Source organism: Sulfitobacter sp. G5_S2_6_S6, assembly GCF_054968505.1.
Genome location: NZ_JBQKUI010000006.1, coordinates 146,689 through 173,331, shown reverse-complemented (window position 1 = coordinate 173,331; position 26,643 = coordinate 146,689). Strand labels below are relative to the sequence as shown.

Genomic DNA, 26,643 nt, shown 5'->3' with positions numbered 1-26,643 from the left:
GGGGATGTCCCCGCGCGCCCAATCTCAAGGGACCGCAACCACGCCGTTGCGGTTGTCCCGCCAGATCACCGCGACGAGCACCGCCGAGGCGACCCCCGCGATCAGCGTCGTCGTCAGCCCCGGAAAGCTGAAGGCAAAGCCCGCGATCCCCAGCGGCAGACGCAACCAGGGCCGCACCATACCGACGCCCAGCAGATAGCCCTCAAGCCCGCCGGACAGCAGCGTGATGCCGATGATGATCGACGGCAGCACATAGATCAGCGGCGTCAGATCGCCCTGCAGCACCAGCGCAGGCTGGAACAGGAAGAACAGCGGCACAAAGTAGATCACTACCCCCAACCGCATCGCGGTGAAGGAGGTCAGCATCGGCTTGGCCCCCGCAATCGTTGCCGCCAGAAACGCCGCAGCCCCCACCGGAGGCGTGATCACCGACAGCATCGCGTAGTAGACGATGAAAAAGTGCACCGCGACCGTGTTCAACCCGCCGATTTCGATGATCGCGGGCGCCAGCGTCACCGCAAGGAAGATGTAGGCCACAATCGCAAGCCCCGCCATGCCCATGATAAAGCAGGCCAAAACCCCAAGCGCGATAACGAGATAGACGTTATCCCCGCCCAAAGCGACCAGCCCAGAGGTCATCGACCCTGTCACACCCGTAATGGTCAAGGCGCTGACCACAAAGGCAATCGGCAGGATGATCGCTGCGGTCTGTGTGACCAGCGTACCCACCTGACGCAGGGTTTCAAAGATGCGCGCAGGCGTCATCATGGTCTCGCGTTGCAGGAAGCTCAGCGCGATCATCAGCGCACTGGCGTACCACGGGGCGTAATATTCCCACCGCATATAGAGCAGGCCCCAGACCAGAAAGATCATGACCAGCAGGAAGGGCCAGCCGCGCTTCATCACCTCGCGGGCCGAGGGCAGGTTTTCGGGTTTCATCCCCACCAGCCCCTTGCGCGCGGCATAGGCGTCGACTTGCAGGATCAGGCCAAAGTAGAACAACACCGACGGCAGGATCGCGGCCACCATCACGGTCGCGTAATCCACACCGATGGTGATCGCCATGACAAAGGCAATCGCCCCCATCACCGGCGGCATCACCACCCCGCCGGTCGAGGCACAGGCCTCGATCGCGCCAGCGTAATGGGGCGGGTAGCCGACCTTTTTCATGGTCGGAATGGTGATCGACCCAGTGCCCGCGATGTTCGAGAAAATCGACCCCGACAGCGACCCGAAAAAGGCGCTGGCCACGATCGATACTTTCGCCGGACCGCCGCGGTACTTGCCAAAGCCCGCATTGGCCAGATCGATAAAGAACTGCCCCGCCCCCGTGGCGATCAGCACGCCCGCAAAGACCAGAAAGCCCAGCACGATCTCGGCCACGATCTTGGTGGTGATGCCCATCAACCCTTCGGTGCGGAAGACATGCGCCTCGATCATGCGTTCAAACGTATAGGGGATGCCCATCAGCAAACCGGGGAAGTAATCGGCCACCAACGGATACAGCCCCAGCACCAGCACCACGAGCAAGAAGGGGATGCCCCCCGACCGGCGCGCGATTTCAAGCATCAGCAGCCAAAGCACGACGCCCGCGTAGAAATTGGTCCAACCCGCCTGCACGATCTCCCATGCATACATGGAGAACCACATGCAGATGCCAAAGCTCACGGCGGCCGCCACGATGTCATAGATCGGCACATGGGTGTGCGATTTCACCGCTGGCAGCGCGATGAACGCCGCCGCAAGGAAGGTGCCGATGAAGACCCAGTAATACTGCCCCTCGATCAGGCGCCGCCCGCCGATGGGAACGCCGAATACATAGGCCAGCCCCATCCCGAGGCCAAAGGTACACAGCAACACAAAAGCGATGCTGGTGAACGAGAATAATCCCCCCAGTCGCGTCGTCTCGGACGAGGGTTCGACAGCCGTTTCAGCCGCCGGAGGGTGTTGTGTTGCTGACATGGATGATCCTGAAAATAAGGGCGCTGTGGCAGTGTCTTAGGAGGACGGAGCACGCTGTGCTCCGCCCTGTCTTATGCCGTCGATGACGGTCCGGCGCGGCGTTACAGACGCGAGCGGAACGGCTCCAGCCCGTCGGTGTGCTTGGCCAGAATGTCGAGATACTCCTGGTTCTCGAAATTCATCTCGACGCCCTGCTCCATAGCCTCTTTCATGCCGGCGTTGCGTGCCGCGATCCACGCGTCCATCTTCTCGATGGCCTCGTTGTTCCAGGCATCGTCTTCTTCGGTCCACGCCCCGATTTCACGCAGGTATTTCACCGTGCCTTCGTGCACAGGGATCGGGTTGGCATCCAGGAAGTTGCGGAAATGCTCCAGCGACATGCGGGTCGCCAGCGCGTGCGATCCTTTGTAGTTGTCGTGGGATTCATTCATCCACTTCGCCATGTTATAGACGAAATCCTCTTCTGCGGTGACCGGCACGGCATAGACGAAGTTCGACGTCATGGACTCGACACCCTTGGCGGTGCTCACCCCCATAGAGATGGTCGAGGGGATCGTCATGGGGCGGTAGCTGAGGTAGCCGTCCCAGCCTTCTGTGTTGGCGGGGTCCATCGGCAGCCAGCGAATGCCACCCGGTGCGCCCTCCATTTCGGACAGGACGGAAGAGATCGGCGAGCAATAGGCCACATCGGACTTCCCCTCGACAACCGAACGACAGTTTTCACCGTAGCTGGAGGCCGGGACGAATTCGATCTTTTCCTGCGCTTCTTCGGGCGTCATGCCGATAAAGGCAGGCAGGGCCTGTGTGATCGCAGAGACAATCGCGGGCGAGAACACGCCCGAGGTGACGCGGACGCCGCCTTTGCCGATGTCTTCAAGGCTTTGCAGATCGGAATCGCCAGCCACAACAAAGCCCCAAGGCGTGTCGTTATGGTGCCACAGGATCCGCTGCGGCATGGGTTTCGCCGAGGCGTAGCCGCCGACCCCTTCCGCTTGCAACGCCATTTCCGACGCGGAAACCGACGCGATCGCGATGTCTTCGCGGTCGGTCAAACGTTTGTAGCGCATGGGCTCGCTGTCTTCGGGAACGATCCGCACGGTGGTGCCGGTTTCCTTTTGCAACGCGGGCCCCCAACCGTTGGTCGAGGCAAAGCTGCCTGTCGACGTGCCCGGCGTGGCAATCACGAGCATGCGCGGCCACTCATACTCTTGCGCCATCGCGACGCCCGAAAGCGCCATGGATACCGCAAAGGACCCGACAGCTGCCTTGGCAAAACGTGTCATATTCTTCATGTGGTCTCTCTCCCTGTTGTACATCTTTGGATTGTTCGGAATCGCAGGATCACAGGCACCGCAAAAGCTGCGGATGCCCATGCGCAGGACGCAGATGTGATCTTTGCAGATGTCACGCAGCACCTCCCAATGCTTGTCGCGACGCGTCCGGTACGACCCGTAAAACGGGCCAGAAAACGCATCCTCCCGAGTGTCGGCCCCCTCCTCCCGAGGGTATCCGACTCAATCTGTCAATCAGCCTAGGGGCAAGATATTTCGATGCCAATACCGCAGAACAGAACTTGATACCGCAGCCACGCGGGGTCTTTGCGCGATCACCCCTAGTTTGCTGATGCCAAAGGGTTAACACCGCAGAATATGGGAAATGTGACGTTACGTTGCTTTGGGTTACGAGGCGTTGTTTCGGCTGACAAGCGTCAGGAGAGCTGTCCAAACCGCACCCGTATTGCCCAAAATATCGCCACCTTTGGTTGAATATTTTGCGGCTTGCACCGTTTGCCGAACTTGGCTACGCCTAAGGTAACGACGCTGCACGCCCCCACAGGGGCCGCAGTTCCAACATCTATCCGTCGGGGTGCCCTAGGGGGCTGAGAGGTGCGTGCACCGACCCGTCGAACCTGATCCGGGCAATACCGGCGTAGGGAACGGGTATCTTTGTGCAACGGGCTCTGGTCCACACCACAAAACTCATTCTTGCGTCTGCTTGCCCACCACCGAAAGGCGAGCATGTGACCAAGACGACCCCCATTTCCCTGACCATCGCGGGATCCGACAGCGGCGGCGGTGCCGGTATTCAGGCCGATATCAAGGCGATGTCGGCCAATGGTGTCTATGCCGCCAGCGTGATCACCGCCGTGACCGCGCAGAACACGCGCAGCGTCAGCGCCGTACACGAGATCCCCGCCCCCATCGTCGCGGCCCAGATCGATGCGGTGCTGTCCGATCTTTCGGTGCAGTCGATCAAACTGGGCATGTTGTTTTCTCCGCAGATTATTCAGGCGGTGGCATCCGCGCTGTCCGCGTTTCGGGGGGCCGTCGTGGTCGATCCGGTGATGATCGCAAAATCCGGCGATGCGCTGTTGCAAGAAGACGCCGTCGCAGCGCTGATCGCGGATATCCTGCCGCGCGCCGATCTGCTGACGCCCAACCTCCCCGAAGCCGCCTGCCTGTTGAACCAGCCCGAGGCCGACAGCGCCGACCAAATGGTCACGCAAGCCCGTGCGCTGCTCAAGATGGGGCCGAAGGCAGTGCTGATGAAGGGCGGCCATAGCGCGGGCAATATCTGTAGCGACGCACTGGTCACCGCAGAGCGTGTCACATGGCTCAGCGCGCCGCGCATCGACACGCGCAATACCCACGGGACGGGATGCACCTACGCCGCGGCCATCGCTGCGGGGCTGGCCCACGGCAAACCCCTTGGCGCGGCGGTACAGGCCGCCCATGACTATCTGCACCGCGCCATCATCGCCGCGGATCAACTTGAGGTCGGCACGGGCCACGGGCCAGTGCATCACTTCCACGCGGTCTGGTCATGACGCAGGTCACCATCATCGGCGCGGGTGTCGCGGGGCTGTGTACCGCGCGTGTCTTGCTGGATCGCGGGATGCGCGTGCATCTGATCGACCGCGCCCACCAGCCCGGCCCGCAAGGGTGTTCTTGGTGGGCTGGGGGCATGCTCGCCCCGTTTTGCGAAGGTGAAAGCGCCGAGGAACCGGTGATCCGGCTGGGCCAAAGGGCGGCGGATTGGTGGGGGCAGCGCACCACATCGCTGCACCGACGCGGGTCGCTTGTGATCTCTCCGGCGCGGGACAACAGCGATCTGACCCGCTTTGCCCGCCGCACGACAAGCCACCAAACCCTGACCGGCGCAGAGATCGCGGCGCTTGAACCCGACCTTGGCGACCGCTTTGCCAAAGCGCTCTATTTCCAGACCGAGGCCCACCTGTCGCCCCGCATTGCGCTGGCAGAGCTGTGGCGCGGGCTGGTGGCCGATGGGGCCAGTTTCGAACAGGGCGAGGCCGATCCCGAAACGCTGGCGCAAGACGGCACCGTCATTGATTGCCGCGGCTATCACGCGCGCGCCGATCTGCCTGATTTGCGCGGCGTGAAAGGGGAAATGGCGCTGCTGTCCTGCCCCGATATCGCGATCACCCGCCCCATCCGTGTGCTGCATCCACGTGTGCCGATCTACCTCGTGCCGCGCGGTGACGGGATTTACATGCTCGGGGCCACGATGGTCGAAGGCCGCGCCGGTGCCCATGCCAGCGTGCGGTCCGTGCTTGAACTGCTGAGCGCGGCCTACGCACTGTCCCCCGCCTTTGGTGAGGCCGAGATCCTAGAGATCGGCGTCGACAGCCGCCCCGCCTTCCCCGACAACCTGCCGCGCATCGAACGGCAGGGCAATCTGATCCGCGCCAACGGTCTGTATCGCCACGGTTTCCTGCTCGCCCCCGCGCTGGCGACCATGGTGGCGGACCTGATCCTTGAAGCCAAAACACCGGAGATTTTCCATGAAACTACAGCTTAACGGTGCCCCGCTTGATAGCGACGCGCCCACGCTTGCCGCCCTGCTAGAGGCCGAAGGATTTGGCGGCGCGAAAGTCGCTACCGCCGTCAATGGCAGCTTTATCCCCGCCAGCCTGCGGGCCAGCCACCCCCTGACCTCCGGCGACAGCATCGAAGTGCTCGCCCCCATGCAGGGAGGCTAAGATGCGCCCCTTTTACGGAGAAACCCTTGCCAATGGTCTGATGCTGGGCACCGCGCAATACCCCTCTCCCAAGGTGCTGTCAGACGCCTTTGCGCGCAGCGGGGCGGCGGTGGCGACGGTATCGCTGCGGCGGGAAAGCGGACGGGATCGCGCCGGTCAGGACTTCTGGGAACTGATCCGCGCGCTTGACGTCCATGTGCTGCCCAACACCGCCGGATGTCACAGCGTGAAAGAGGCCGTCACCACCGCCCATATGGCCCGCGAGGTGTTCGATACGCGCTGGATCAAGCTCGAGGTCATCGGCGAGGAGGACACGTTGCAGCCCGATGTCTTCGGTCTGGTCGAGGCCGCCCGCATCCTGAGCGAGGACGGGTTTCAGGTCTTTCCCTACACCACCGAAGACCTTGTGGTCGCGGATAGATTGCTTCGGGCGGGCTGCGAGGTGCTGATGCCCTGGGGCGCGCCCATCGGGTCGGGGATGGGGCTGAACAACCTTTTCGGACTGCGCGCCATGCGGGCGCATTTTCCCGACGTGCCGCTGGTGATCGACGCGGGCATCGGCCTGCCCTCGCACGCCGCACAGGCGATGGAGCTGGGCTTTGACGCGGTGCTGCTGAACACCGCTGTCGCCAAAGCCGGTGACCCCGCCGCCATGGCCGAGGCCTTTGCCACCGCGATCCGCGCCGGACAGCTTGCGGCCGATGCGGACCCGATGCCGCCGCGCGATATGGCCGCGCCCTCTACCCCCCTGATCGGAAAGGCGTTTCTGGAATGACCCTGGACCGTTTCTACCCGATCTTCGACAGCGCCGCCTTTTTGGAGCGGCTGGTGCCCCTTGGCATCAAACTGGTGCAACTGCGGATCAAGGATACGCCCGACCCTGCCCTGCGGCGCGACATCCGGCAGGCCAAGGCGATCTGCGCCAAGCACGACTGTACCCTCGTGATCAACGATCACTGGCGTATCGCGCTCGACGAAGGGTGTGATTTTATCCATCTGGGACAAGAGGATCTGGACAGCGCCGACCTCACCGCCATCCGCAATGCGGGCGCACGTCTGGGCATCAGCACCCACGACAAGGCCGAACTGACCCGCGCCCTGGACCTGCGCCCCGATTATATCGCCCTCGGCCCGATCTACCCGACGATCCTGAAGCAGATGAAGTGGCACGCGCAGGGGCTGGACCGTCTGCGCGACTGGCGTGAACGGGTGGGCCAGACCCCGCTTGTGGCCATCGGTGGCATGTCCGTCGACCGCGCGGCGGGTGCTTTTGATGCCGGTGCCGATTGCGTCGCGGCGGTGACCGACATCACCCTGAACCCCTCGCCCGAGGATCGCATCACCGCATGGCTGGGGGCAACCCGATGACCCGCTATGCCCGCCAGATGATCCTGCCGCAGGTCGGCCCATCGGGCCAAGAGGCGCTGGCGGCGGCGCGTGTGGTGGTGGTCGGCGCGGGCGGGCTGGCGGCACCGGTACTGCCCCTGCTGGCAGGGGCCGGTGTGGGGCATATCACGCTGGTGGACGGTGATGACGTGGCCCTGTCAAACCTGCACCGCCAGACGCTCTTTACCGAGGCCGATATCGGCACGCCCAAGGTCACCGCCGCCGCCCGCGCCCTAACCGCGCGCAACAGCGCGTGCACCGTGGTGGCCCACCCCGTGACCCTTGGGCCGGAAACCGTGGCAAAGCTGTGCCATGATGCGACGCTCGTGCTGGATTGCGCCGACAGCTTCGCAGCAAGCTATGTGCTATCGGATCATTGCCTGAACGCGGATCTGCCCTTGATCAGCGCCTCGGCCCTTGGGTTTGGCGGCTATGTCGGCGGGTTCTGCGGCGGCGCGCCGTCGCTGCGGGCGGTCTTCCCCGATCTGCCGGACCGCGCGGCGAGCTGCGACACGGCGGGGGTGATGGGGCCGGTTGTCGCCACGATCGGTGCCACACAAGCACAGATGGCGCTGGCCTGCCTCCTTGGACTGTCGCCGTCCCCTCTGGGGCAATTGATCAGCTTTGATCTTGCCTCCTATCGTTCTGGCGGCTTCCGCTTTGATACCGCGCCGGAGCCTGACCACGGTTTCGGATTCGTCGCGCCTTCGCAGATCCGCGCAAGCGATTGGGTCGTCGATCTGCGCGGCCCGGATGAGGCCCCCACATCCGCGACACCCACAGCGCAGCGCATCACCCTGCCCGATTTCCTCCGCAACGCTCCCCGCCCGACACATCAACCCCGTGCGGTGATCGCCTGCCGTTCGGGACTGCGCGCGTGGCAGGCGGCGACCCATCTGGCCAGCTACTGGCACGGCCCCATTACCCTGCTCGCCATGGGCGAGCCTTCCCCGTTGAAAGGACAAACCGATGAAACTTCGTAACATTCTGGCCGCGCTGGCGCTGACCTCTGGCCCGGCGCTGGCGCAGGACGAGATGGTCTTGCTGCTGGACTGGTTCGTGAACCCCGACCACGGGCCGATCATCGTGGCGCAGGAAAAAGGATACTTCGCCGAACAGGACCTGAGCGTAGAGGTCATCGCCCCCGCCGATCCTTCTGACCCGCCCAAGCTGGTCGCCGCAGGCAAGGCGGATCTTGCGATTTCCTATCAGCCGCAGTTGCACCTGCAAATCCACGAAGGTCTGCCCCTGCAACGGGTCGGCACGCTGGTGGCCACGCCGCTGAACTGCCTGCTGGCGCTGACCGATGGTCCCATCGCCTCTCCTGCGGATCTGGCGGGCAAAAAGGTCGGATTCTCGGTAGGCGGTGTCGAAGAGGCCGTGCTTGGCGCGATCCTGACCCATCACGGGCTGTCGCTGGATGATGTGGAGCTGGTAAACGTCAACTGGTCGCTGTCACCGTCGTTGATGTCCGGTCAGGTGGATGCGGTCATCGGAGCCTTCCGCAATTTCGAGCTGAACCAGATGGATATCGAAGGCGTCGATGGCACCTGTTTCTACGTCGAGGAAGAGGGTCTGCCACCCTATGACGAGCTGATCTACGTCGCCAACCGCGACACGATGGACAAGGACATGATCGCGCGGTTTCTGGCCGCGACCGAGAAAGCGACGCAATATATCGTCAACCACCCCGAGGAAAGCTGGGAGGTGTTCGCCGCCACCTCTGCCGATCTGCAGGACGAGCTGAACGCCCGCGCGTGGAAAGACACGCTGCCCCGTTTCGCCCTGCGCCCCACGGCGATGGATGCTGGACGCTACGCCACATTCGAGACGTTCTTGCATGACGCGGGTCTGATCCCCGACATCTCGCCCGTGTCGACCATCGCCATCGATGTGACCGCCCGATGACCGCGCCGGACTATGGCCGCAGCTTCGCGATTTGGCGCGCTGCTGCGGCGGAGGAGTGGCAAGACTATACCCACCATGCCTTTGTCGAAGGGCTGCGCGATGGCAGCCTGCCGCGCCGTTGCTTTGTGAACTATTTGATCCAAGACTATGTTTTCCTTGTGCATTTCTCTCGCGCTTGGTCCATGGCGGTGGTCAAATCGGAAACGATGGAAGAGATGAAGACCTGCGCCGCCACGGTAGATGCGCTGGTCAATCACGAGATGGCGCTGCATATCCGCACCTGTGCTGCGGCGGGTATCGACGAAGCGGCGCTTTTCACCGCGACGGAAGCCCCCGCCAACCTCGCCTATACGCGCTATGTGCTGGATGCCGGGATGCAGGGGGATTTCCTTGATCTGATGACGGCGCTCTTGCCATGCGTCATGGGATATGGGGAGATCGGGCAGCGCCTGGCCCAGACCTGCAGCGCCGACACGCCCTATGCCGAGTGGATCGAGACCTACGCCGACCCCGACTATCAGGCGCTGTGCCAGACGGTGGGCGCGATGGTCGACGCGGCGGTTGCGCGGCGGATCGGAGATTTTGAAACCGCCCCCCGTCGCGCGGCACTGCAAAACCGCTTTTCCACGGCCACACGGCTAGAGGTCGGCTTTTGGCAGATGGGGCTGGACCTGCCATGACCCCACCGCCCGCGCTGCGTCTGACGGGACAACACCGGATTGACGCGCGCCCCCTGTTTGACGTGGATATGACCCTCGCCGCGGGGGCGTGGACCTGCTTGCTCGGCCCGTCGGGGGTGGGCAAATCCACGGTGTTGCGGCTGCTGCTGGGGCTTGAGACGGGCGGCGCGTTTGACGGCACGATCACCGCCTCTGACGGGCAACCACTGGCGGGGCGGATCAGCTATATGGCGCAATCCGACTTGCTGTTACCGTGGCTTACGGTGATCGAAAACATCATGATCGGCGACCGGCTGCGTGGGACCACGCCTGACAGGGACCGTGCCTCCGCCATGCTTGAACGGGTCGGCCTGCAGGATCATGCCCATAAGAAACCCGCCGCCTTGTCGGGCGGCATGCGGCAGCGGGCAGCGCTGGCGCGGACCTTGCTGGAGGATCGCACGGTGGTCTTTCTGGACGAGCCATTCTCGGCGCTGGATGCGGGCACCCGCGCCGCGATGCAAGAGCTCGCGGCAGAGCTGTTGCACGGGCGGACCGTGCTGCTGGTCACCCATGATCCGGCAGAGGCGGCGCGGCTGGCCGACCACATCCTGATCCTCTCTGCCACGGGCGTACAAAGCTGGCCTGTCCCCGCGCTTCCCGCGCCGCGTTTCGTCACCGCGCCCGAGGTTTGGGCCTGCCAAAGCGCGCTGCTGTCCCATCTGCGGGGGGTGCCTGCATGAGACGATACGACATACCACTTGCGATCCTGCTGGGGCTTGGCCTTTGGCAGGCCGCGGTGCTGCTGACCGACGCGCCGCACTATATCCTGCCCTCGCCGTGGCGCGTGGCGCAGGCGGCATATCGCGCCCGTGAGACGCTGATCGAGAACGCATGGGTCACCACTGTCGAGGTGCTGCTGGGGCTGCTGATCGGCACCGCCTTGGGGGCTGTTACCGCGATCCATCTGGCGCTGTCCAAAACGGCAGAGCGTTTGCTGCTGCCGCTGCTGGTCTTTACCCAAGCCGTGCCGGTTTTTGCGCTGGCCCCGTTGCTAACGCTGTGGTTCGGCTATGGCATGGGGTCCAAGATCGTGATGGCGGTGTTGATCATCTATTTCCCGGTGACATCTGCCTTTCACGACGGGCTGAACCGCGTGCCTGATGGCTACCGCGATCTGGCGCAATCGATGGGCGCGCGACCGTTGCGGTTCATGCGCTACGTGCAAATCCCCCACGCGCTGCCAAGCCTTGCGACGGGGCTGCGGCTGGCGGCGGTCTATGCGCCGATCGGCGCAGTGATTGGCGAATGGGTCGGCGCGTCAAAGGGGCTGGGCTATCTGATGCTGCTGGCCAATGGTCGCGCCAAGATCGACCTGATGTTCGCCGCGTTGATCATGCTCGCCTGTTTGACGGTGCTGCTGCATCTCTCTGTCGGGCTGCTGGCGCAACGTCTGACCCGCTATGCCGAAGGGCGCAGCGAAAGCGGGATCACGCGCAGCACCCGCGCGTGATCCTTTCGGTTCTTATTCCGCGTTGGGCCGCACCCGCGCGCCGCTTTTGTCAGCAAAGGCCGCAAGGCGCGCGCGTGCGTCAGGCTGCGTATTGACCACACCGGCGACCACAGCTTCGGCATAGGCGGCATCCATTGCCGACATATTCTGCATATGGCTCACCGCGCTACAGATCGCAAAGTTCGACAGCGGCAGGTTCTGCGCCGCCTTGCGCGCCAGTTCCATCGCCTTGTCCATGCTGGACCCTTCGACGATATACTGCGCGAGGCCCAGATCGACGGCCTCTTGCCCCTGATAGACGCGCCCGGTCAGCATCATGTCGATCATCCGCGCCTTGCCGACCAGATCGGTCACACGGATCGTAGCCCCCCCGCCGGTGAACAGCCCGCGCTGGCCTTCGGGAAGTGCGAAATACGCGCTTTGGTCCATCACCCGCACATGGGCAGAGCTGGCAAGCTCTAGCCCGCCGCCGACAACGGCCCCTTGCAATGCGGCAATCACGGGCACGCCGCCGTATTCCATCTTGTTGAACGCCTCGTGCCACCGCAAACAGACGTGCATGAAATCGGCGGGGCTGCGGTCTTCGTCATGGTGTTCGATCAGATCAAGCCCGGCGCAAAAGTGATCCCCCGCGCCAGCCAGTACCACTGCACGCACACCAGCGCGCGGTGCGGCGGAAAAGAAGGTGACCAGCTCCTCGATCGTGTCGATGTCCAGGGCATTCCGTTTCGTGGGACGGTTCAGGGTCACCACCCAGACGCCATCGTCATGCGCCTTGATGTCCAGGTTACGGTAGCTGGTCGGATCAATCTGAACGGCCATGTGAATTCCTCCTCCTATGGGGCCGGCAATTGTGGTCGGCCCCGGTGCCTTGCTGCTGCAAGGGCTTGCTGAATATATGCAAAAGGCTCTCCCACCTTTTACGTGACTGTGCATTGAGTAGCGCGCCAAACACAGCCCGTCTATCGGTCATCCGCCGATTTCAGCGCGGTTACTTCCCCAAGGGCAACGGAGGCGCAGGGATTCGCCCCGTCGCAATCTGCCGGAGGCGGCAAAACCGTTTGAAAACGCAATGTTACCGTGTGAATCCGCGCCAATCCGGGGCACCGTCAGAAAAAAATCGAAAATAATCACCGGGGCGGCAAAAATGGGGTTGAACCCCGGCTGAACCTTGGGGTAGTAGAGCGCTACCGGGTCGTTAGCTCAGTTGGTAGAGCGCTTCGTTTACACCGAAGATGTCGGGAGTTCGAGCCTCTCACGACCCACCATTCCACCAATACAATTCAGTTCTACCAACGCAACCTGCGCCGACGGCGACAGGGTTTTATGCGTTTGATGTCAAGGGATTGCCTGCGCGGCCCGTGGCATCAGCAAGGCAAAGACCTTGATACGACAAAGCCCCTCACCAAGGTGAAGGGCTGCTGCGGGCGTCGCAAATTTACGCCGGAGATCTTGAGCGATTTTCGCCCTCAGTCGTCGGGTTGATCAGCGGTATCGCCGCCGCCCTGCCCCTGTGTCACCTGCCGCACTTTGACGCGGATCATCTTGCCGTTTTTCAGCTCTTTCTCGTTGATCACTTTCAGCTTGCCGAACGGCAGCAAGTTCAGCTCGCGGCTGTCCGACAGTGCTTCGCCCAATACGGCGAGCATGGCATCAACGACGGGTTTCGCATCGCGCTTTTTCACGCCCGACCTTTCGACCACTGTGTCGATCAGCTCTTTCTTGCGCATCACGGGGCCGAGGATCACAGGGCGCGGTGCTTCGACCACAGCGGGTGCTGCGGCGGTGTCGGGTGCGGCTGGTTTAGGCGTGGAGGTTTTCTTGGGCGTGGCCATTTGACGTCTCGTCCGTTGGGGAGGTTTCATCAAACCCTAGCGGGGCCACCGGGGGAAATCCAGCGGTGCTTGGGGATGACGCAGCCCTGCGCGAAAATCGGGGACGCGCCCACGAAAAAGGCCGCCCCGAAGGGCGGCCTGATGTCGGTTTGATCGATGCTTAATGCGCTGTGGCGCTATCGCCTGCAGCGTTGCGACGGGCCAGCGCGGCGGCTGCGGCGGCATCTTCTGCCTCCTGATCCCATTCGATCGCTTCGGGCTCGCGGACCAGCGCATGTTTCAGCACTTCGGACACGTGTTTGACGGGAATGATGGTCAACCCTTCTTTCACGTTATCCGGGATATCCGGCAGATCCTTTTCGTTCTCGGTCGGGATGAGAACCGTTGTGATCCCACCACGCAGCGCCGCCAACAGCTTTTCTTTCAAGCCGCCGATTGGCATCGCATTCCCGCGCAAGGACACCTCCCCCGTCATCGCGATATCGCGGCGCACGGGGATCTGGGTCAGCACCGACACGATCGATGTCACCATTGCCAGACCGGCAGAGGGGCCGTCTTTCGGCGTCGCACCATCGGGCACGTGGACGTGGATATCCAGCGTGTCGAACTTGGGCGGCTTCACCCCGATCTTGGGGCTGATCGACCGCACATAGCTGCTGGCCGCGTCGATGGATTCCTTCATCACATCGCCAAGCTTACCGGTGGTTTTCATCCGACCTTTACCCGGCAGGCGCAGGGCTTCGATCTGCAACAATTCGCCCCCAACCGAAGTATAGGCCAATCCGGTCACGACGCCGATCTGATCCTCAAGCTCTGCCAAGCCGTAGCGGTGCTTTTTCACGCCGAGGAAATCCTCGATGTTGTCGCCCGTTACGGTGATCTCGTCGGCTTCCTTCTTGACGATCTTGGTCAGCGATTTCCGCGCAACCTTGGCGATCTCGCGCTCAAGGTTCCGCACGCCGGCCTCGCGGGTGTAGTAGCGGATCATGCTGGTCAACGCACTGTCTTCAATGGCAAATTCCTTTGCCTTCAGACCGTGGTTCTTGACCTGCTTGGCCACAAGGTGCTGTTTCGCGATCTCGCGCTTTTCATCCTCGGTATAGCCAGACAGGGGGATAATCTCCATCCGGTCAAGCAAAGGCCCGGGCATGTTGTAGCTGTTCGACGTGGTCAGGAACATGACATTCGACAGATCGTATTCCACTTCCAAGTAGTGGTCGACGAATGTGCCGTTCTGTTCCGGATCAAGCACCTCAAGCATGGCCGACGCAGGGTCGCCACGGAAATCCTGACCCATCTTGTCGATTTCGTCGAGCAAGATAAGCGGGTTCGTGGTTTTCGCCTTTTTCAGCGCCTGAATGATCTTGCCGGGCATGGAGCCGATGTAGGTCCGACGGTGACCGCGGATCTCGGATTCGTCACGCACGCCCCCCAGCGAGATGCGAATAAACTCGCGCCCCGTCGCCTTGGCAACAGACTTCCCGAGCGAGGTTTTACCCACACCGGGAGGGCCGACAAGGCACATGATCGGGCCTTTCAGCTTGCTGGACCGTTGTTGCACGGCAAGATATTCAACGATGCGTTCTTTAACCTTTTCAAGGCCATAGTGATCATCATCCAGCACCTGCTGTGCCTTGGCGAGGTCTTTCTTGGTGCGCGACTTCACGCCCCACGGGATCGACAGGATCCAGTCGAGGTAGTTGCGCACAACAGTAGCTTCGGCAGACATGGGCGACATGTTCTTGAGCTTCTTCAGCTCGGCGTCGACCTTTTCCTTGGCCTCTTTGCTCAGCTTGGTGTCCGCGATGCGGGCTTCCAGTTCGGCGACTTCATTCTTGCCATCCTCACCATCGCCAAGCTCGTTCTGAATGGCTTTCATCTGCTCGTTCAGATAGTACTCGCGCTGCGTCTTCTCCATCTGGGATTTGACGCGGGTCTTGATCTTTTTCTCGACCTGCAGAACGGACATTTCGCCCTGCATCAGCCCGTATACTTTCTCGAGCCGCTCGGAGACGGACAGGGTTTCAAGCAGGTCTTGTTTCTGCTCGACCTCGATGCCGAGATGCCCCGCGACCAGATCGGCCAGACGTGCAGGCTCGGACGCTTCGGTCACCGCCGACAGCGCTTCCTCGGGGACGTTCTTCTTGACCTTGGAATAACGCTCAAACTCTTCGGCGACGGACTTCAGCAGCGCCTGAGTGGTGGTCTCGTCACCGGGCTCTTCCGTCAGATATTCGGCAGAGGCTTCAAAGAAGCTATCGTTTTCAAGGTATTCCGTGATGCGCACCCGCGCCTGCCCCTCGACCAACACCTTTACGGTGCCGTCGGGCAGCTTCAGCAGTTGCAAGACATTCGCCAGGACGCCGGTGTTGAAAATACCATCGGAATCGGGGTCATCCACGCCGGGGTCAATCTGGCTCGACAGCAGGATCTGCTTGTCATCGGCCATGACTTCTTCAAGGGCGCGAACAGATTTATCGCGGCCCACGAAAAGCGGTACAATCATGTGGGGGAACACCACAATATCGCGCAAAGGCAATACCGGGTAGGACGCGTTCAGAGGCTCTAACATGCTCTTTTCCTTATACTGCAAGATGACACTGGCCCCTATCTTAGGCGACCGTTCGTTCATCTCCTGTTCTGAGTAGGATATCTGGGGACCCTACCCGCCTGTTTCAATCCCCATGATGCTGTGATCCGTTCGTATGCGGGCCATCTGGCGTGAGGGTCACCCTAGAATGAACCGCCACCGGCGGACAGACAAGCGCGGATCGTATGATTATCCGCGAAAACCGCCAAGAACCATGGTTAACCGGCCCGAATGACAAAAAACGGGCCGGAAATGTGCTTTTTCGCGTTTAGCGAGCTTACTCTGCCGCGACCTCTTCGAGGAAGGGATAATCGGTATAGCCCTCTTCGCCACCGGCATAGAAGGTTTTCGTATCCCCCTCGTTCAGCGGTGCGTTAAGTTCCAGCCGTTTTGCCAGATCGGGGTTGGCTATATAGGGCCGGCCAAAGGCAACCAGATCAGCTTTGCCGCTGGCCACGGCATCGATCGCCATGTCGCGGTCATAAAGGTTATTTGCCATGTAGACGCCGTTGAACAGCGACCGGAGCTTGCCAAGGTCTTCGCCGCTGTCCAGATCGCGCGACTGGCCGGTCGAGCCTTCGACCATGTGCAGATAGGCCAGATTGTACTTGTTCAGCGCATCCACGACGTAGGTGAACGTCTCTTGCGGGTCATCATCCGCGATGCCGTTCGCAGGCGAGAAAGGCGACAGGCGCAGGCCGACGTGATCGCCATCCCATGCGTTTACAACACCGTCCAGCACTTCGAACAGCAGCCGCGCGCGGTTCTCGACCGACCCGCCATAGGCGTCATCGCGTTTGTTGCTTGAGGTCTTGAGGAATTGGTCCAGCAGATAGCCGTTCGCCCCGTGGACCTCGACCCCGTCAAAGCCTGCCTTGCGCGCCATCTTGGTTGCGTGGACATAATCGGCGACAATGCGCGGCATCTCGTCCAACTCCAAGGCGCGTGGTTCAGATGTCGGAGTCATACCGTCTTTGGTAAAGGTCTTCACCTCTGCCGCGATGGCCGAGGGGGCGACGGGCTTTTGTCCGTCAGGCTGGATGTCCACATGGCTGATCCGGCCCACGTGCCACAGCTGGATCACGATCTTGCCGCCCTTGGCGTGCACCGCGTCCGTCACCTTTTTCCAGGCAGCAACCTGCCCTTCGGTGTAGATGCCGGGGGTCTTGATGTAGCCTTTGCCTTCGGCGCTAATCTGGGACGCTTCGGTGATGATGATCCCGGCACCGGCGCGCTGTGCGTAGTATTCGACGTGCATGTCGCCGACTTCGCCACTGTCGTCATTGGCGCGGCTGCGGGTCAGCGGGGCCATCACGATGCGGTTCGCGGCCTCGATGCCGCCGACCTTCAGGGGGGTGAATAATGCCTCGGTCATGGAAAACTCCTTTGCGGTGTTGTTTCTTGTCTACAGCACCTAACCTTCCGCCCCGTCATCGCAAGGACGGGGCGGAAGGTTTATTCCATTCACCGCAGGGTTTTCCTAAAGCGGGTCGATGTCGCCTTGGGCGCGCTGGCTATGAAAATCAGCCTGCCAAGCGTCAAATGTCCCCGCCGCAATCGCGTCGCGCATACCCGCCATGATTTCCTGGAAATAATGCAGGTTATGCCATGTCAGCAGCATCCCAGAGATCATTTCCTGACTACGGAACACATGGTGCAGATAGGCGCGGCTGTAGTTCGAGCACGCAGGACATGTGCAGGCTTCGTCCAGCGGACGCGGGTCATCGGCGTGGCGTGCGTTCTTGATGTTCACAACGCCGTGACGCGTGAACACCTGCCCCGTCCGGCCAGAGCGTGAGGGCAAAACGCAGTCCATCATATCGATGCCGCGCGCCACGGCCCCGACGATATCATCCGGCTTGCCCACCCCCATCAGATAGCGCGGCCGGTCCACGGGCAGCATATCGGTGGCAAAATCGAGACAGCCGAACATCGCCTCTTGCCCCTCGCCCACGGCAAGGCCGCCCACAGCGTAGCCGTCAAAGCCCACGTCGATCAGGGCCTTGGCGCTTTCCTCGCGGAAGTCACGTTCCAGCCCGCCCTGCTGGATACCAAAGAGCGCATGGCCCGGACGGTCGCCAAAGGCTTCGCGGCTGCGCTTGGCCCACCGCATCGACATCCGCATCGAGTCCGCGATCCGCGCGCGATCCGCAGGCAGCGCGGGACATTCGTCAAAGCACATGACGATATCGGAGCCGAGCAGCTTTTGAATCTCCATCGACCGTTCGGGGGTCAGTTCGTGTTTCGACCCGTCCACATGGCTTTTGAAGGTCACGCCCTTTTCCGTCAGCTTGCGCAGCCCCGACAGGCTCATCACCTGAAACCCGCCGGAATCGGTGAGGATCGGCTTGTCCCAGTTCATGAACTTGTGCAGCCCGCCCAAACGGTCGATCCGTTCGGCAGTGGGGCGCAGCATCAGGTGATAGGTATTGCCCAGCAGGATGTCCGCACCGGTCGCGGCGACGCTTTCGGGCATCATCGCCTTGACCGTGGCGGCCGTGCCCACAGGCATGAAAGCCGGCGTGCGAATATCGCCCCGCGGGGTAGAGATAACACCGGTACGCGCCGCACCATCGCGGGCCTGAAGATCGAACGAGAATTTTTTCATGACTGCGGCTATAAGATGTCCCCCGCATAGGCGCAATCGCGCAGTTTAGCCGCGCGTTCCACAAGGCTGTCATGGAAGCACCGTAAATCTGCGCTATGTCCAGCCGGAACCGCCGGGGCGCTGCCCCGGACCCCGGGATTTATGCCATTTGGAAGCCCGTGTCGTGGCTTGAGTAGACGCAGGCGACCTGCTAGGCGGCGGGATGATTTAGCTGTGCCGGAGTGCGTGACATGCAAGAATTGACGTTTGGCTGGGAAGAATGGGTCGCCCTTCCCGAATTGGGGCTTCCCGCGATCAAGGCAAAGATCGACACCGGCGCGCGCACATCGGCGCTGCACGCCCATGACATCGAAGTCTTTGGCCCCGCCTCCAAGCCCAAGGTCCGGTTCAACGTGCATCCTGTGGCCGGCAACGAAGACATCACCATCACATGCTCCGCGCCCATTATTGACCGGCGCGAGGTCACCTCGTCGAATGGCGAGGCAGAGCTGCGCTATGTCATCTCGACCAAGATGGATGTCGCAGGGCAAAGCTGGCCCATTGACGTGACCCTGACCAACCGTGCGGGCATGACCAGCCGCATGTTGCTGGGCCGTCAGGCGCTGACAGATCACATCACCATCTCGCCCACCGAGAAACGGTTGCAACCGGATCTGAGCTATGACGTCTACCATACCGCCGCTGTGCGCCACCGCGCGCCCAAACGCGCTTTGCGGGTCGCCGTGCTGAGCCGTGAAGCCAGCAACTATTCCACCTCGCGTCTGGTCGAAGTCGGCGAGGCCCGTGGCCATACTGTCGAAGTGATCGACACCACCCGCTGCTATATGGCGATCAACGCCATGGCTCCCGAAGTGCATTACGATGGCAAACGTCTGCCGCGCTATGACGCGGTAATCCCGCGGATCGGTGCCTCGGTCACGCCCTATGGCTGCGCGGTGATCCGGCAGTTCGAAACCATCGGGACCTACTGCGTCAACGGCTCTGCCGGTATCTTGTCGAGCCGCGACAAGCTGCATGCGCATCAGGTCTTGGCGTCGAAGAAAATCGGCATGCCGACCACCGCTTTTGCCGCCTCGCCCAAGGACACGTCGAACCTCATGGCACTGGTCGGCACCGCGCCGCTCATCGTGAAACTGCTGGAATCCACCCAAGGCAAAGGTGTTGTGCTGGCCGAGACAAAGAAGGCCGCGGAATCCGTCATTGATGCCTTCCGCGGGCTCAAGGCAAACTTTCTTGTGCAGGATTTCGTCAAGGAAGCCGCGGGCGAGGATCTGCGCTGTCTTGTGGTGGATGGCAAGGTCGTGGCCGCGATGAAGCGCACCGGCGCGGAGGGCGATTTCCGCTCCAACCTGCACCGTGGCGGCACCGCTCAGGTCGTGCGCATCACCAAGGTTGAACGCGACACCGCCCTGCGCGCGGCACGGGCCTTTGGTCTGGGCACTGCCGGTGTGGATCTGCTGCGGTCGGACAGCGGGCCAAAGGTGCTAGAGGTCAACAGCTCTCCCGGGTTCGAAGGGATCGAGAAAGCCACCGGCAAGGATATTGTCGGCATGGTCTATGATATGATCGAAGCGCGGGTAAAGCCGCAGCCGGTGCGCAAGCGCAAAGCCTAAGTTCTGCAGTGGTTCGCGGGTCCGCCCTCTGGACGGTGCCCGCTGCAATCCCTATATAAACGATAAGAAAAAGGAGCGAGGCCCTGATGACCGACAGCACACAACCTCTTGAAGGCACCCCTCTGATTGCGCCCTCGTCAACGGATCATCCGCTGTACGAGCAGATCACCGAAGCCTGCCGCACTGTCTATGACCCTGAGATTCCAGTGAACATCTATGAGCTGGGGTTGATCTACACGATCGACATCAACGCGGAAAACGAGGTCAACATCAAGATGTCCCTCACCGCGCCCGGCTGCCCCGTTGCAGGCGAGATGCCCGGCTGGGTCGCCGATGCGGTCGAACCCCTGCCCGGCGTGAAAACCGTCGACGTGGAACTGGTCTGGGAGCCACCATGGGGCATGGATATGATGTCTGACGAAGCCCGTCTTGAACTGGGCTTCATGTAAGCCAATAGGCTGAAACCGGGGCGCATTTCACGTCCCGGTTGATTTTACATGAGTTTCACGCAATGGTCGCATCATTGTAACATAGGGTAGCCACACCGCTGCCAGATGATTTTATTTGGAGCGATCATGCGACTAACTACTGCCCTTACAGCTTTGGCTTTGGCCCCCACCGCGCTGCTGGCCGACGCCCACAGCACCCCCGTCCCTGTCGAATACGGTGCCCGTCCTGCCTATCTGGTGGACAAGCTTCCCGATGGCGACCTCAAGGACAAGCTGGCGTCCTGCATGGGCCAGACCGCGTCCAAATCCGATTTCTCCATCGGGCACCGCGGCGCCCCGCTGATGTTCCCCGAGCATACCGTACAGTCCAACGTTGCCGCCGCCCGTCAGGGTGCAGGCATTCTGGAATGCGACGTGACCTTTACCGCCGATCACGAACTGGTCTGCCGTCACGCGCAGAACGATCTGCACACCACCACCAATATCCTCGTCTCCGATCTGGCCGAGAAATGCACCACCGGCTTCACCGCGGCTGCGGGCGAAGAAGGTGCCAGCGCGGAATGCCGCACCTCGGACATCACCTTGGCAGAGTTCCGCACCCTGACGCCCAAGATGGACAGCGCCGACGCCACCGCCACCACCGCCGAAGACTATCAGGGCGGCGTGGCCAGCTTCCGCACCCAGCTGTACAGCGACGGTGCCGATCTGATGACCCACGCGGAATCGATCGAGCTGTTCAAATCCCTCGGTGCGAAATTCACCCCCGAGCTCAAGTCCCCTTCGGTCGAGATGCCCCATGACGGCTTCAGCCAGGAAGACTATGCGCAGAAGATGATCGACGAATACAAAGCCGCGGGCATCCCTGCCTCGGACGTTTGGGCGCAGTCGTTCAACCTGGATGACGTGCTTTACTGGATCAAGGCAGAGCCAGAGTTCGGCAAACAGGCCGTCTATCTCGTGGAATGGAGCGAAGGTTTCGACGAACAGGACCCCAGCACCTGGACACAGGATTTCGCCCAGTTGAAAGAGCAAGGCGTGCAGTACCTGGCCCCATCGCTGAACATGCTTCTGACCAACAAAGACGGCGCTCTGGCCGCCTCTGACTATGCCAAGAAAGCCAGCGAAGCCGGTTTGAACCTGATCGCCTGGACGCTCGAACGCTCCGGTCCGCTGTCCACGGGCGGTGGCTGGTATTTCCAATCCGTTGGCGACATCATCACCGACGACAGCGACTATCTGGTCGCGCTGGACGTGCTGGCACAGGACGCTGGCGTCAAGGGGGTCTTCTCTGACTGGCCCGCAACCGTCACCTACTATGCCAACTGCATGGGTCTGTAACCTACGGGGTCTGATCCGGCGCAATCGCGCATGACGACATGGGCCGTCCCTTCGGGGGCGGCCTTTCGCTATTGTGCATCCCCCCGCTTGAGAAACCCTGCCAAAGCCCTTATCTTGTCGGTAACAGGAGTATTCAGCATGTTCGCAATCCCAGGCAAGCAAGCCGTCACCATCACCCCCAAAGCCGCCAATCAGATCACCAAGCTGATGACGTCCGCCGGCCACGCCGGTCTGCGCATCGGCATCAAGAAGGGTGGCTGCGCCGGCATGGAATATACGATGGAGTATGTGAACGAGGCCGACGCCAATGACGAGGTCGTCGAACAGGACGGCGCGCGCGTGATGATCGCGCCAATGGCGCAGATGTTCCTTTTCGGCACCGAGATCGATTATGAAACCTCGCTGCTGGAATCCGGCTTCAAGTTCCGCAATCCCAATGTGACCGAAGCCTGCGGCTGCGGCGAATCCATCAAATTCGGCTAACGGTATCGCGCCGCGCTGGCGGGGCGTGACCGCAGCTTGCCGTTGCCCTGTCGGGGTGGCGCTGGTATCCCTTTGAAAAACCACATGAAGGATATGCATATGCGCCGCAAGCTTGCCGCTGGAAACTGGAAGATGAACGGCACGCTGGCCGGTCTGGACATGTTGGCCGAAGTGGCCGCCGCGATGGACAGCACCCGTGCAGAGGCGGTGATCTGCCCGCCCGCCCCCTACCTTCTGTCAGCGGTCACCAAGGCCCAAGGCACCCCCGTTGCCATCGGCGCGCAGGATTGCCACGCAGAGCCGAAAGGTGCCTTCACTGGCGATATCTCTGCCTCGATGATCAAGGAGGTCGGCGCGACCTATGTGATCCTCGGCCATTCCGAACGCCGCGATGCCTATGGCGAAACGGATGCCGACGTTGCGGCCAAGGCGCAGGCCGCTTGGAACGCGGGGCTGACGGCCATCATCTGCATCGGCGAAAGCGAGGCGGATCGCAGCTCCGGTACCACCCTGGATGTCATCGCCGAACAGCTTGCAGGCTCCCTGCCCGACGGCTGCACCGGCGAGAATACCGTCGTCGCGTATGAACCCATCTGGGCGATTGGCACCGGCAAAATCCCGACGCTTGACCAGATCGTCGAGGTGCATGACGTCATCCGCGCAACACTGGCCGAACGCTTCGGCACGGATGTCAGCGACGCGCTGCGGCTGCTGTACGGCGGCTCGGTCAAACCGGACAACGCGGCGGAGATCTTCAAGGTCGACAACGTGGACGGTGCCCTGATCGGCGGGGCGAGCCTTACACCCGCTGATTTCGTCCCGATCCTTCAGGCGCTCGCTGCCGCGTGATCTTCATTTTGCCAAATAAACTCACAGCATGACATAGACAAAAAGGCGGCGCATCCGATGGGGTGCGCCGCCTTTTTCGTTTCCCTTGTAATGTCTCGCCCTAGCGGGTGATGATCTCCGGCCCCATCATCAGGGTCGGCAGCCAGGTCGAGATGACCGGGATATAGGTCACCATCAGCAGGAAGATGAACAGCACCACGGTGAAGGGCAGCGCGGCCTTGACCACATTCATCATCGGCATATTCGCCACGCCCGAGGTCACGAAGAGGTTCAGACCCACCGGCGGGGTGATCATCCCGATTTCCATGTTCACCACCATGATGATCCCCAGATGGATCGGGTCGATGCCCAGTTCAATCGCGATGGGGAAGACCAGCGGGGCGACGATGATCAACAGGCCCGACGGCTCCATGAACTGCCCGCCAATCAGCAAGATCACGTTGACGATGACCAGGAACATGATCGGCCCGAAACCGGCGCTCAGCATCGCGGCAGAGATCTGCTGCGGGATCTGCTCGTCAGTCAGCACGTGCTTTAGGATCAACGCGTTGGCGATGATGAACATCAGGGTGACGGTCAGCTTGCCGGCCTCGAACAGCGTATCGCGGGTATCGCGGTGGAAAAAGACAGTGACCAGCGCCAAGGGCTTGCGCATCAGCGACAGGTTGCGCCCCTCGCCTTCGACGTGCAGCGGGCCCATATCGCGATAGACAAAGGCCGCAATGAAGAAGGCATAGACAGCAGCCACCGCGGCGGCTTCGGTCGGGGTAAAGATACCGCCATAGATACCGCCAAGGATGATCACGATCAGCATCAGCCCCCAGCCCGCTTCACGCCCCGAGGCAAAGACCTCGCCCCAGCCGCGCCATTCGCCCTGTGGCAGCTTCTTGACCCGCGCCATGATATAGATGGTCAGCATCAGCATGGTGCCCGCCATCAGTCCGGGGATAACGCCCGCAAGGAACATCCGGCCCACAGAGACATCCGTGGCAGAGGCATAGACAACCATCACGATGGACGGCGGGATCAGGATGCCCAGGGTGCCCGCGTTGGCGATGACACCGGCGGCGAATTCCTTGGTGTAGCCGGTTTCCCGCATCCCCGCGATCACGATGGACCCGATGGCAACCACCGTGGCGGGCGATGATCCCGACAGGGCGGCGAACAACATACAGGCAAAAACACCCGCAATCGCCAGACCACCCGGAAAATGTCCGACCAGCGCGATAGAGAAACGGATGATCCGCTTGGCCACACCGCCCGTCGACATGAAGGACGACGCCAGCACGAAGAACGGGATCGCGAGCAGCGTGTAGTGCCCCGCCATCGCCTGAAAGAAGGTCTGCGCGATGGACGCAAGCGAGCTGTCGGACAGCACCAGCAGAAAGACGATCGACGAGAAGCCAAGGCTGACGGCAATCGGAACGCCCAGCAACATCAGCCCGACGATCATGGTAAATAGGATAAGGACTTCCATGCGCTCAGGACTCCGCGTTCATGTGTTTGACGGCTTCGATATCATCTTCGGCCTCGTGACTGACGATCAGCGCTGTGGCCTGCCCGGTAAAGACACGCACACCGGCCTGGATGAAACGGAACAACAGCAGCGCCATACCGAAGGGCAGCATGAAATAGGGGATGAACCGTGGCAGTTTGCCGTAGGTTTCGCCCTCGTTCATGATCGGCTCGATAAAGCGCAGCCAATCCGGCATGGGGATATCGACGGTTTCATACCACGCCTGATCGCGGCTATCGGCAAAACCTGTGGGGAACCAGCGGCCCGTGGTGGCGTCCAGCCCCGCAAAGGGGGCCCAGTAATCCCACGCGCCTTTCATCAGCAAGGCCCCGTAGACCACGCAGATCACTGCCGCAACCAGCGCGAGCACCCGGCGTTTGGGCAGCGAAAACAGGTTCACGACCGCGTCCACCCCCAGATGCGCCGTGACCTTGACCGCATAGCTCATGCCAAACAGCACCAGCCAGGCGAAAAGGAAGGTCACCGCTTCAAGCCCCCAGATGATGCCGGTGTTGAAACCATAGCGCAGGACGACGTTGATAAAGGTGATAAGCGTCATCAGACCAAGGATGATGGCAATCGCCGTTTCCTCAAGCTCGTTGACAATGCGCCCGAGCGCAGAATGAGATTGAACACCATGTGACATGGGAATGCTCCGCTGTGAGAGGAGAGTGGATCAGGCCCGCACGCCGCGGGGCATGTCGGGGCCTGACGCAAGTGATATGCCCCGTCCGTCGCCAGACGGGGCAGAACAGGGTTTAGTGCTTAGCGTTGATCGCTTGGGCTTCGTCGATGTTTTCCTGACCGACGTCTGCGGTGAACTCTTCCCAGACGGGCTTCATCGCGGTGACCCAGGCTTCGCGCTGCGCGTCGTCCAGTTCACGGACCACACCACCGGCATCGATGATCGCCTGTTTGGCTTCGGCGTTCACTTTGGACGATTCCGCGTTGCGGGTGTCGGTCACTTCCTGAACGATGGTCGCCAGCTGGTCACGCACATCGGCGTCCAGGCTGTCCCACCAGTCGGTGGAGGTCACAAGCATGTAGTCCAGAACACCGTGGTTGGTTTCGGTTGTCCCGTCCTGCACCTCAAAGAACTTCTGGCCATAGATGTTGGACCAGGTGTTTTCCTGACCGTCGACAACGCCGGTTTGCAGCGCGCCGTAAACTTCCGAGAAGGCCATCGGCTGGGGCGATGCGCCCATTGCCGCCATCTGGGCCTTCAGCACGTCAGAGTTCTGCACGCGGAATTTCAGACCATTGGCATCCGACGGCACGTTAAGCGGCTTGTTCGCCGACATCTGCTTCATGCCATTGTGCCAGAACGCCAGTCCCAGCAGGCCACGGCGCGTCATGGATTCTTTCATCGCAACACCGGTTTCGGAGTTCTGGAACTCGTCTACAGCGTTGATGTCCTTGAACATGAAGGGCAGATCGAAGATGCGGAACTGCTTGGTGAACTGCTCGAACTTCGACAGCGACGGCGCGGCCATCTGAACGTCGCCTTGCAGCAGCGCCTCAAGAACCTGGTCATCGTTGTACAGCGTGGAGTTCGGGAACACTTCCATGCAGGCTTTGCCGTTCATCTCGTCATTGACGCGCTGTTCCAGCAAGGACGCGGCGATGCCTTTGGGGTGACGGTCTGTGTTGGTCACGTGGCTCAGCTTGATGACGACTTCGCCATCGTCGCACGCCGCGGCAACAGCACCGGCGCTTACGGAAAGGGTCATAGCCACCAGAGTGGTTGTCAGGAATTTCATGTGATGTCTCCTCCCAGAGAACTGTTTTTCAAGTCTCGGCATCCGGTCGTTCCAAATGCGGTGGCGTTACTAGAGCGTTATTTCGCCGACCTCACAAGGAAGAGAGGTTGAAAGATGAGGATCGCGTTAAATATGTTATTTATCAAAGCGTTGATGTGTCTAGTTAAGGTTACA

General features: G+C 61.5%; 25 protein-coding genes, 1 tRNA gene and 1 riboswitch. Of the genes, 16 read left to right on the top strand and 10 right to left on the bottom strand.

Annotated features, from left to right (window positions below; all coding sequences use genetic code 11):
- Positions 1-24: 24 nt before the first annotated feature.
- Complete coding sequence (locus tag ACTRWK_RS12160) at positions 25-1,962, bottom strand: TRAP transporter permease (RefSeq protein ID WP_289081791.1); 1,938 nt, start codon at positions 1,960-1,962, stop codon at positions 25-27.
- A 101-nt stretch (positions 1,963-2,063) separates the two neighbouring features.
- Complete coding sequence (locus ACTRWK_RS12155) at positions 2,064-3,254, bottom strand: TAXI family TRAP transporter solute-binding subunit (RefSeq protein ID WP_289081790.1); 1,191 nt, start codon at positions 3,252-3,254, stop codon at positions 2,064-2,066.
- A gap of 560 nt (positions 3,255-3,814) precedes the next feature.
- Positions 3,815-3,915, top strand: a riboswitch (TPP riboswitch).
- Positions 3,916-3,982: 67 nt separating this feature from the next.
- On the opposite strand from ACTRWK_RS12155, the gene thiD reads away from it, so the two are divergent.
- The 10 genes from thiD to ACTRWK_RS12105 are packed head-to-tail and all read left to right on the top strand — an operon-like array spanning position 3,983 to position 11,428.
- Positions 3,983-4,789: a bifunctional hydroxymethylpyrimidine kinase/phosphomethylpyrimidine kinase gene (gene thiD / locus ACTRWK_RS12150; protein WP_289081789.1), complete on the top strand. Its 807-nt coding sequence runs from the start codon at positions 3,983-3,985 to the stop codon at positions 4,787-4,789.
- A complete protein-coding gene (locus ACTRWK_RS12145) occupies positions 4,786-5,781 on the top strand; it encodes an FAD-dependent oxidoreductase (RefSeq protein ID WP_168592202.1) in 996 nt (331 codons plus the stop codon). The genes thiD and ACTRWK_RS12145 overlap by 4 nt, the downstream gene beginning before the upstream one ends.
- The gene (thiS, locus tag ACTRWK_RS12140; protein WP_289081788.1) at positions 5,765-5,962 is read left to right on the top strand and encodes a sulfur carrier protein ThiS; all 198 of its coding nucleotides are present in this window, start codon (positions 5,765-5,767) and stop codon (positions 5,960-5,962) included. The genes ACTRWK_RS12145 and thiS overlap by 17 nt, the downstream gene beginning before the upstream one ends.
- 1 nt (position 5,963) lies before the next feature.
- Positions 5,964-6,737 carry a thiazole synthase gene (locus tag ACTRWK_RS12135; protein WP_009826816.1) on the top strand — a complete coding sequence of 258 codons (774 nt, stop codon included), beginning with the start codon at positions 5,964-5,966 and terminating at the stop codon, positions 6,735-6,737.
- Positions 6,734-7,330 (top strand): thiamine phosphate synthase, encoded by a 597-nt coding sequence (locus ACTRWK_RS12130; RefSeq protein WP_289081787.1) that lies wholly within the window; start codon positions 6,734-6,736, stop codon positions 7,328-7,330. The genes ACTRWK_RS12135 and ACTRWK_RS12130 overlap by 4 nt, the downstream gene beginning before the upstream one ends.
- Positions 7,309-8,331, top strand: a complete 1,023-nt coding sequence (locus ACTRWK_RS12125; RefSeq protein WP_037944070.1) for a ThiF family adenylyltransferase — start codon at positions 7,309-7,311, stop codon at positions 8,329-8,331. Before ACTRWK_RS12130 ends, ACTRWK_RS12125 begins: the two co-directional genes overlap by 22 nt.
- Positions 8,318-9,256: an ABC transporter substrate-binding protein gene (locus tag ACTRWK_RS12120; RefSeq protein ID WP_005853063.1), complete on the top strand. Its 939-nt coding sequence runs from the start codon at positions 8,318-8,320 to the stop codon at positions 9,254-9,256. The genes ACTRWK_RS12125 and ACTRWK_RS12120 overlap by 14 nt, the downstream gene beginning before the upstream one ends.
- Positions 9,253-9,936, top strand: a complete 684-nt coding sequence (gene tenA, locus ACTRWK_RS12115; RefSeq protein WP_037944069.1) for a thiaminase II — start codon at positions 9,253-9,255, stop codon at positions 9,934-9,936. Before ACTRWK_RS12120 ends, tenA begins: the two co-directional genes overlap by 4 nt.
- Positions 9,933-10,658, top strand: a complete 726-nt coding sequence (locus ACTRWK_RS12110) for an ABC transporter ATP-binding protein (RefSeq protein ID WP_037944067.1) — start codon at positions 9,933-9,935, stop codon at positions 10,656-10,658. The genes tenA and ACTRWK_RS12110 overlap by 4 nt, the downstream gene beginning before the upstream one ends.
- The gene (locus ACTRWK_RS12105; protein WP_037944066.1) at positions 10,655-11,428 is read left to right on the top strand and encodes an ABC transporter permease; all 774 of its coding nucleotides are present in this window, start codon (positions 10,655-10,657) and stop codon (positions 11,426-11,428) included. Before ACTRWK_RS12110 ends, ACTRWK_RS12105 begins: the two co-directional genes overlap by 4 nt.
- 12 nt (positions 11,429-11,440) lie before the next feature.
- Here the strand turns inward: ACTRWK_RS12105 and ACTRWK_RS12100 are convergent, their stop codons facing one another.
- Positions 11,441-12,250 carry a crotonase/enoyl-CoA hydratase family protein gene (locus ACTRWK_RS12100; protein WP_009826810.1) on the bottom strand — a complete coding sequence of 270 codons (810 nt, stop codon included), beginning with the start codon at positions 12,248-12,250 and terminating at the stop codon, positions 11,441-11,443.
- Between the two features lie 370 nt (positions 12,251-12,620).
- On the opposite strand from ACTRWK_RS12100, the gene ACTRWK_RS12095 reads away from it, so the two are divergent.
- A tRNA-Val gene (locus ACTRWK_RS12095) sits at positions 12,621-12,696 on the top strand.
- Positions 12,697-12,897: 201 nt separating this feature from the next.
- Here ACTRWK_RS12095 and ACTRWK_RS12090 read toward each other — a convergent pair.
- The 4 genes from ACTRWK_RS12090 to tgt form a co-directional block, all read right to left on the bottom strand.
- A complete protein-coding gene (locus ACTRWK_RS12090) occupies positions 12,898-13,263 on the bottom strand; it encodes an HU family DNA-binding protein (RefSeq protein WP_289081786.1) in 366 nt (121 codons plus the stop codon).
- Between the two features lie 160 nt (positions 13,264-13,423).
- The gene (gene lon, locus ACTRWK_RS12085; protein ID WP_005853049.1) at positions 13,424-15,835 is read right to left on the bottom strand and encodes an endopeptidase La; all 2,412 of its coding nucleotides are present in this window, start codon (positions 15,833-15,835) and stop codon (positions 13,424-13,426) included.
- A gap of 295 nt (positions 15,836-16,130) precedes the next feature.
- Entirely contained in the window at positions 16,131-17,228 is a 1,098-nt protein-coding gene (locus ACTRWK_RS12080) for an alkene reductase (RefSeq protein WP_037944063.1), read from the bottom strand.
- Between the two features lie 105 nt (positions 17,229-17,333).
- The gene (gene tgt / locus ACTRWK_RS12075) at positions 17,334-18,461 is read right to left on the bottom strand and encodes a tRNA guanosine(34) transglycosylase Tgt (RefSeq protein WP_037944062.1); all 1,128 of its coding nucleotides are present in this window, start codon (positions 18,459-18,461) and stop codon (positions 17,334-17,336) included.
- Between the two features lie 230 nt (positions 18,462-18,691).
- Between tgt and rimK the strand changes: the two genes are divergently transcribed.
- The 5 genes from rimK to tpiA all read left to right on the top strand — a co-directional run bounded on the left by rimK (position 18,692) and on the right by tpiA (position 23,193).
- Positions 18,692-20,074, top strand: a complete 1,383-nt coding sequence (gene rimK, locus ACTRWK_RS12070) for a 30S ribosomal protein S6--L-glutamate ligase (RefSeq protein ID WP_037944061.1) — start codon at positions 18,692-18,694, stop codon at positions 20,072-20,074.
- A gap of 86 nt (positions 20,075-20,160) precedes the next feature.
- Complete coding sequence (locus ACTRWK_RS12065; protein WP_005853043.1) at positions 20,161-20,523, top strand: SUF system Fe-S cluster assembly protein; 363 nt, start codon at positions 20,161-20,163, stop codon at positions 20,521-20,523.
- A gap of 126 nt (positions 20,524-20,649) precedes the next feature.
- Entirely contained in the window at positions 20,650-21,861 is a 1,212-nt protein-coding gene (locus ACTRWK_RS12060; RefSeq protein ID WP_184582287.1) for a glycerophosphodiester phosphodiesterase family protein, read from the top strand.
- A gap of 138 nt (positions 21,862-21,999) precedes the next feature.
- Positions 22,000-22,344, top strand: coding sequence for a HesB/IscA family protein (locus tag ACTRWK_RS12055; protein ID WP_005853040.1), 345 nt, complete (start codon positions 22,000-22,002; stop codon positions 22,342-22,344).
- Positions 22,345-22,443: 99 nt separating this feature from the next.
- Complete coding sequence (gene tpiA, locus ACTRWK_RS12050; RefSeq protein ID WP_289081785.1) at positions 22,444-23,193, top strand: triose-phosphate isomerase; 750 nt, start codon at positions 22,444-22,446, stop codon at positions 23,191-23,193.
- Positions 23,194-23,293: 100 nt separating this feature from the next.
- On the opposite strand, the gene ACTRWK_RS12045 is transcribed toward tpiA, so the two are convergent.
- The 3 genes from ACTRWK_RS12045 to ACTRWK_RS12035 form a co-directional block, all read right to left on the bottom strand.
- Positions 23,294-24,670, bottom strand: a complete 1,377-nt coding sequence (locus ACTRWK_RS12045; protein WP_009826801.1) for a TRAP transporter large permease — start codon at positions 24,668-24,670, stop codon at positions 23,294-23,296.
- Between the two features lie 4 nt (positions 24,671-24,674).
- Positions 24,675-25,355, bottom strand: a complete 681-nt coding sequence (locus ACTRWK_RS12040) for a TRAP transporter small permease (protein ID WP_037944057.1) — start codon at positions 25,353-25,355, stop codon at positions 24,675-24,677.
- 112 nt (positions 25,356-25,467) lie between these two features.
- A complete protein-coding gene (locus ACTRWK_RS12035; RefSeq protein ID WP_005853033.1) occupies positions 25,468-26,469 on the bottom strand; it encodes a DctP family TRAP transporter solute-binding subunit in 1,002 nt (333 codons plus the stop codon).
- Positions 26,470-26,643: the final 174 nt, after the last annotated feature.

Bases quoted from the DNA above. Each gene is read 5' to 3' on its own strand.
- ACTRWK_RS12160 (WP_289081791.1), bottom strand. From the start codon at position 1,962: ATGTCAGCAACACAACACCCTCCGGCGGCTGAAACGGCTGTCGAACCC.
- ACTRWK_RS12155 (WP_289081790.1), bottom strand. From the start codon at position 3,254: ATGAAGAATATGACACGTTTTGCCAAGGCAGCTGTCGGGTCCTTTGCG.
- ACTRWK_RS12145 (WP_168592202.1), top strand. From the start codon at position 4,786: ATGACGCAGGTCACCATCATCGGCGCGGGTGTCGCGGGGCTGTGTACC.
- thiS (WP_289081788.1), top strand. From the start codon at position 5,765: ATGAAACTACAGCTTAACGGTGCCCCGCTTGATAGCGACGCGCCCACG.
- ACTRWK_RS12135 (WP_009826816.1), top strand. From the start codon at position 5,964: ATGCGCCCCTTTTACGGAGAAACCCTTGCCAATGGTCTGATGCTGGGC.
- ACTRWK_RS12130 (WP_289081787.1), top strand. From the start codon at position 6,734: ATGACCCTGGACCGTTTCTACCCGATCTTCGACAGCGCCGCCTTTTTG.
- ACTRWK_RS12125 (WP_037944070.1), top strand. From the start codon at position 7,309: ATGGCTGGGGGCAACCCGATGACCCGCTATGCCCGCCAGATGATCCTG.
- ACTRWK_RS12120 (WP_005853063.1), top strand. From the start codon at position 8,318: ATGAAACTTCGTAACATTCTGGCCGCGCTGGCGCTGACCTCTGGCCCG.
- tenA (WP_037944069.1), top strand. From the start codon at position 9,253: ATGACCGCGCCGGACTATGGCCGCAGCTTCGCGATTTGGCGCGCTGCT.
- ACTRWK_RS12110 (WP_037944067.1), top strand. From the start codon at position 9,933: ATGACCCCACCGCCCGCGCTGCGTCTGACGGGACAACACCGGATTGAC.
- ACTRWK_RS12105 (WP_037944066.1), top strand. From the start codon at position 10,655: ATGAGACGATACGACATACCACTTGCGATCCTGCTGGGGCTTGGCCTT.
- ACTRWK_RS12100 (WP_009826810.1), bottom strand. From the start codon at position 12,250: ATGGCCGTTCAGATTGATCCGACCAGCTACCGTAACCTGGACATCAAG.
- ACTRWK_RS12090 (WP_289081786.1), bottom strand. From the start codon at position 13,263: ATGGCCACGCCCAAGAAAACCTCCACGCCTAAACCAGCCGCACCCGAC.
- lon (WP_005853049.1), bottom strand. From the start codon at position 15,835: ATGTTAGAGCCTCTGAACGCGTCCTACCCGGTATTGCCTTTGCGCGAT.
- ACTRWK_RS12080 (WP_037944063.1), bottom strand. From the start codon at position 17,228: ATGACCGAGGCATTATTCACCCCCCTGAAGGTCGGCGGCATCGAGGCC.
- tgt (WP_037944062.1), bottom strand. From the start codon at position 18,461: ATGAAAAAATTCTCGTTCGATCTTCAGGCCCGCGATGGTGCGGCGCGT.
- rimK (WP_037944061.1), top strand. From the start codon at position 18,692: ATGCAAGAATTGACGTTTGGCTGGGAAGAATGGGTCGCCCTTCCCGAA.
- ACTRWK_RS12065 (WP_005853043.1), top strand. From the start codon at position 20,161: ATGACCGACAGCACACAACCTCTTGAAGGCACCCCTCTGATTGCGCCC.
- ACTRWK_RS12060 (WP_184582287.1), top strand. From the start codon at position 20,650: ATGCGACTAACTACTGCCCTTACAGCTTTGGCTTTGGCCCCCACCGCG.
- ACTRWK_RS12055 (WP_005853040.1), top strand. From the start codon at position 22,000: ATGTTCGCAATCCCAGGCAAGCAAGCCGTCACCATCACCCCCAAAGCC.
- tpiA (WP_289081785.1), top strand. From the start codon at position 22,444: ATGCGCCGCAAGCTTGCCGCTGGAAACTGGAAGATGAACGGCACGCTG.
- ACTRWK_RS12045 (WP_009826801.1), bottom strand. From the start codon at position 24,670: ATGGAAGTCCTTATCCTATTTACCATGATCGTCGGGCTGATGTTGCTG.
- ACTRWK_RS12040 (WP_037944057.1), bottom strand. From the start codon at position 25,355: ATGTCACATGGTGTTCAATCTCATTCTGCGCTCGGGCGCATTGTCAAC.
- ACTRWK_RS12035 (WP_005853033.1), bottom strand. From the start codon at position 26,469: ATGAAATTCCTGACAACCACTCTGGTGGCTATGACCCTTTCCGTAAGC.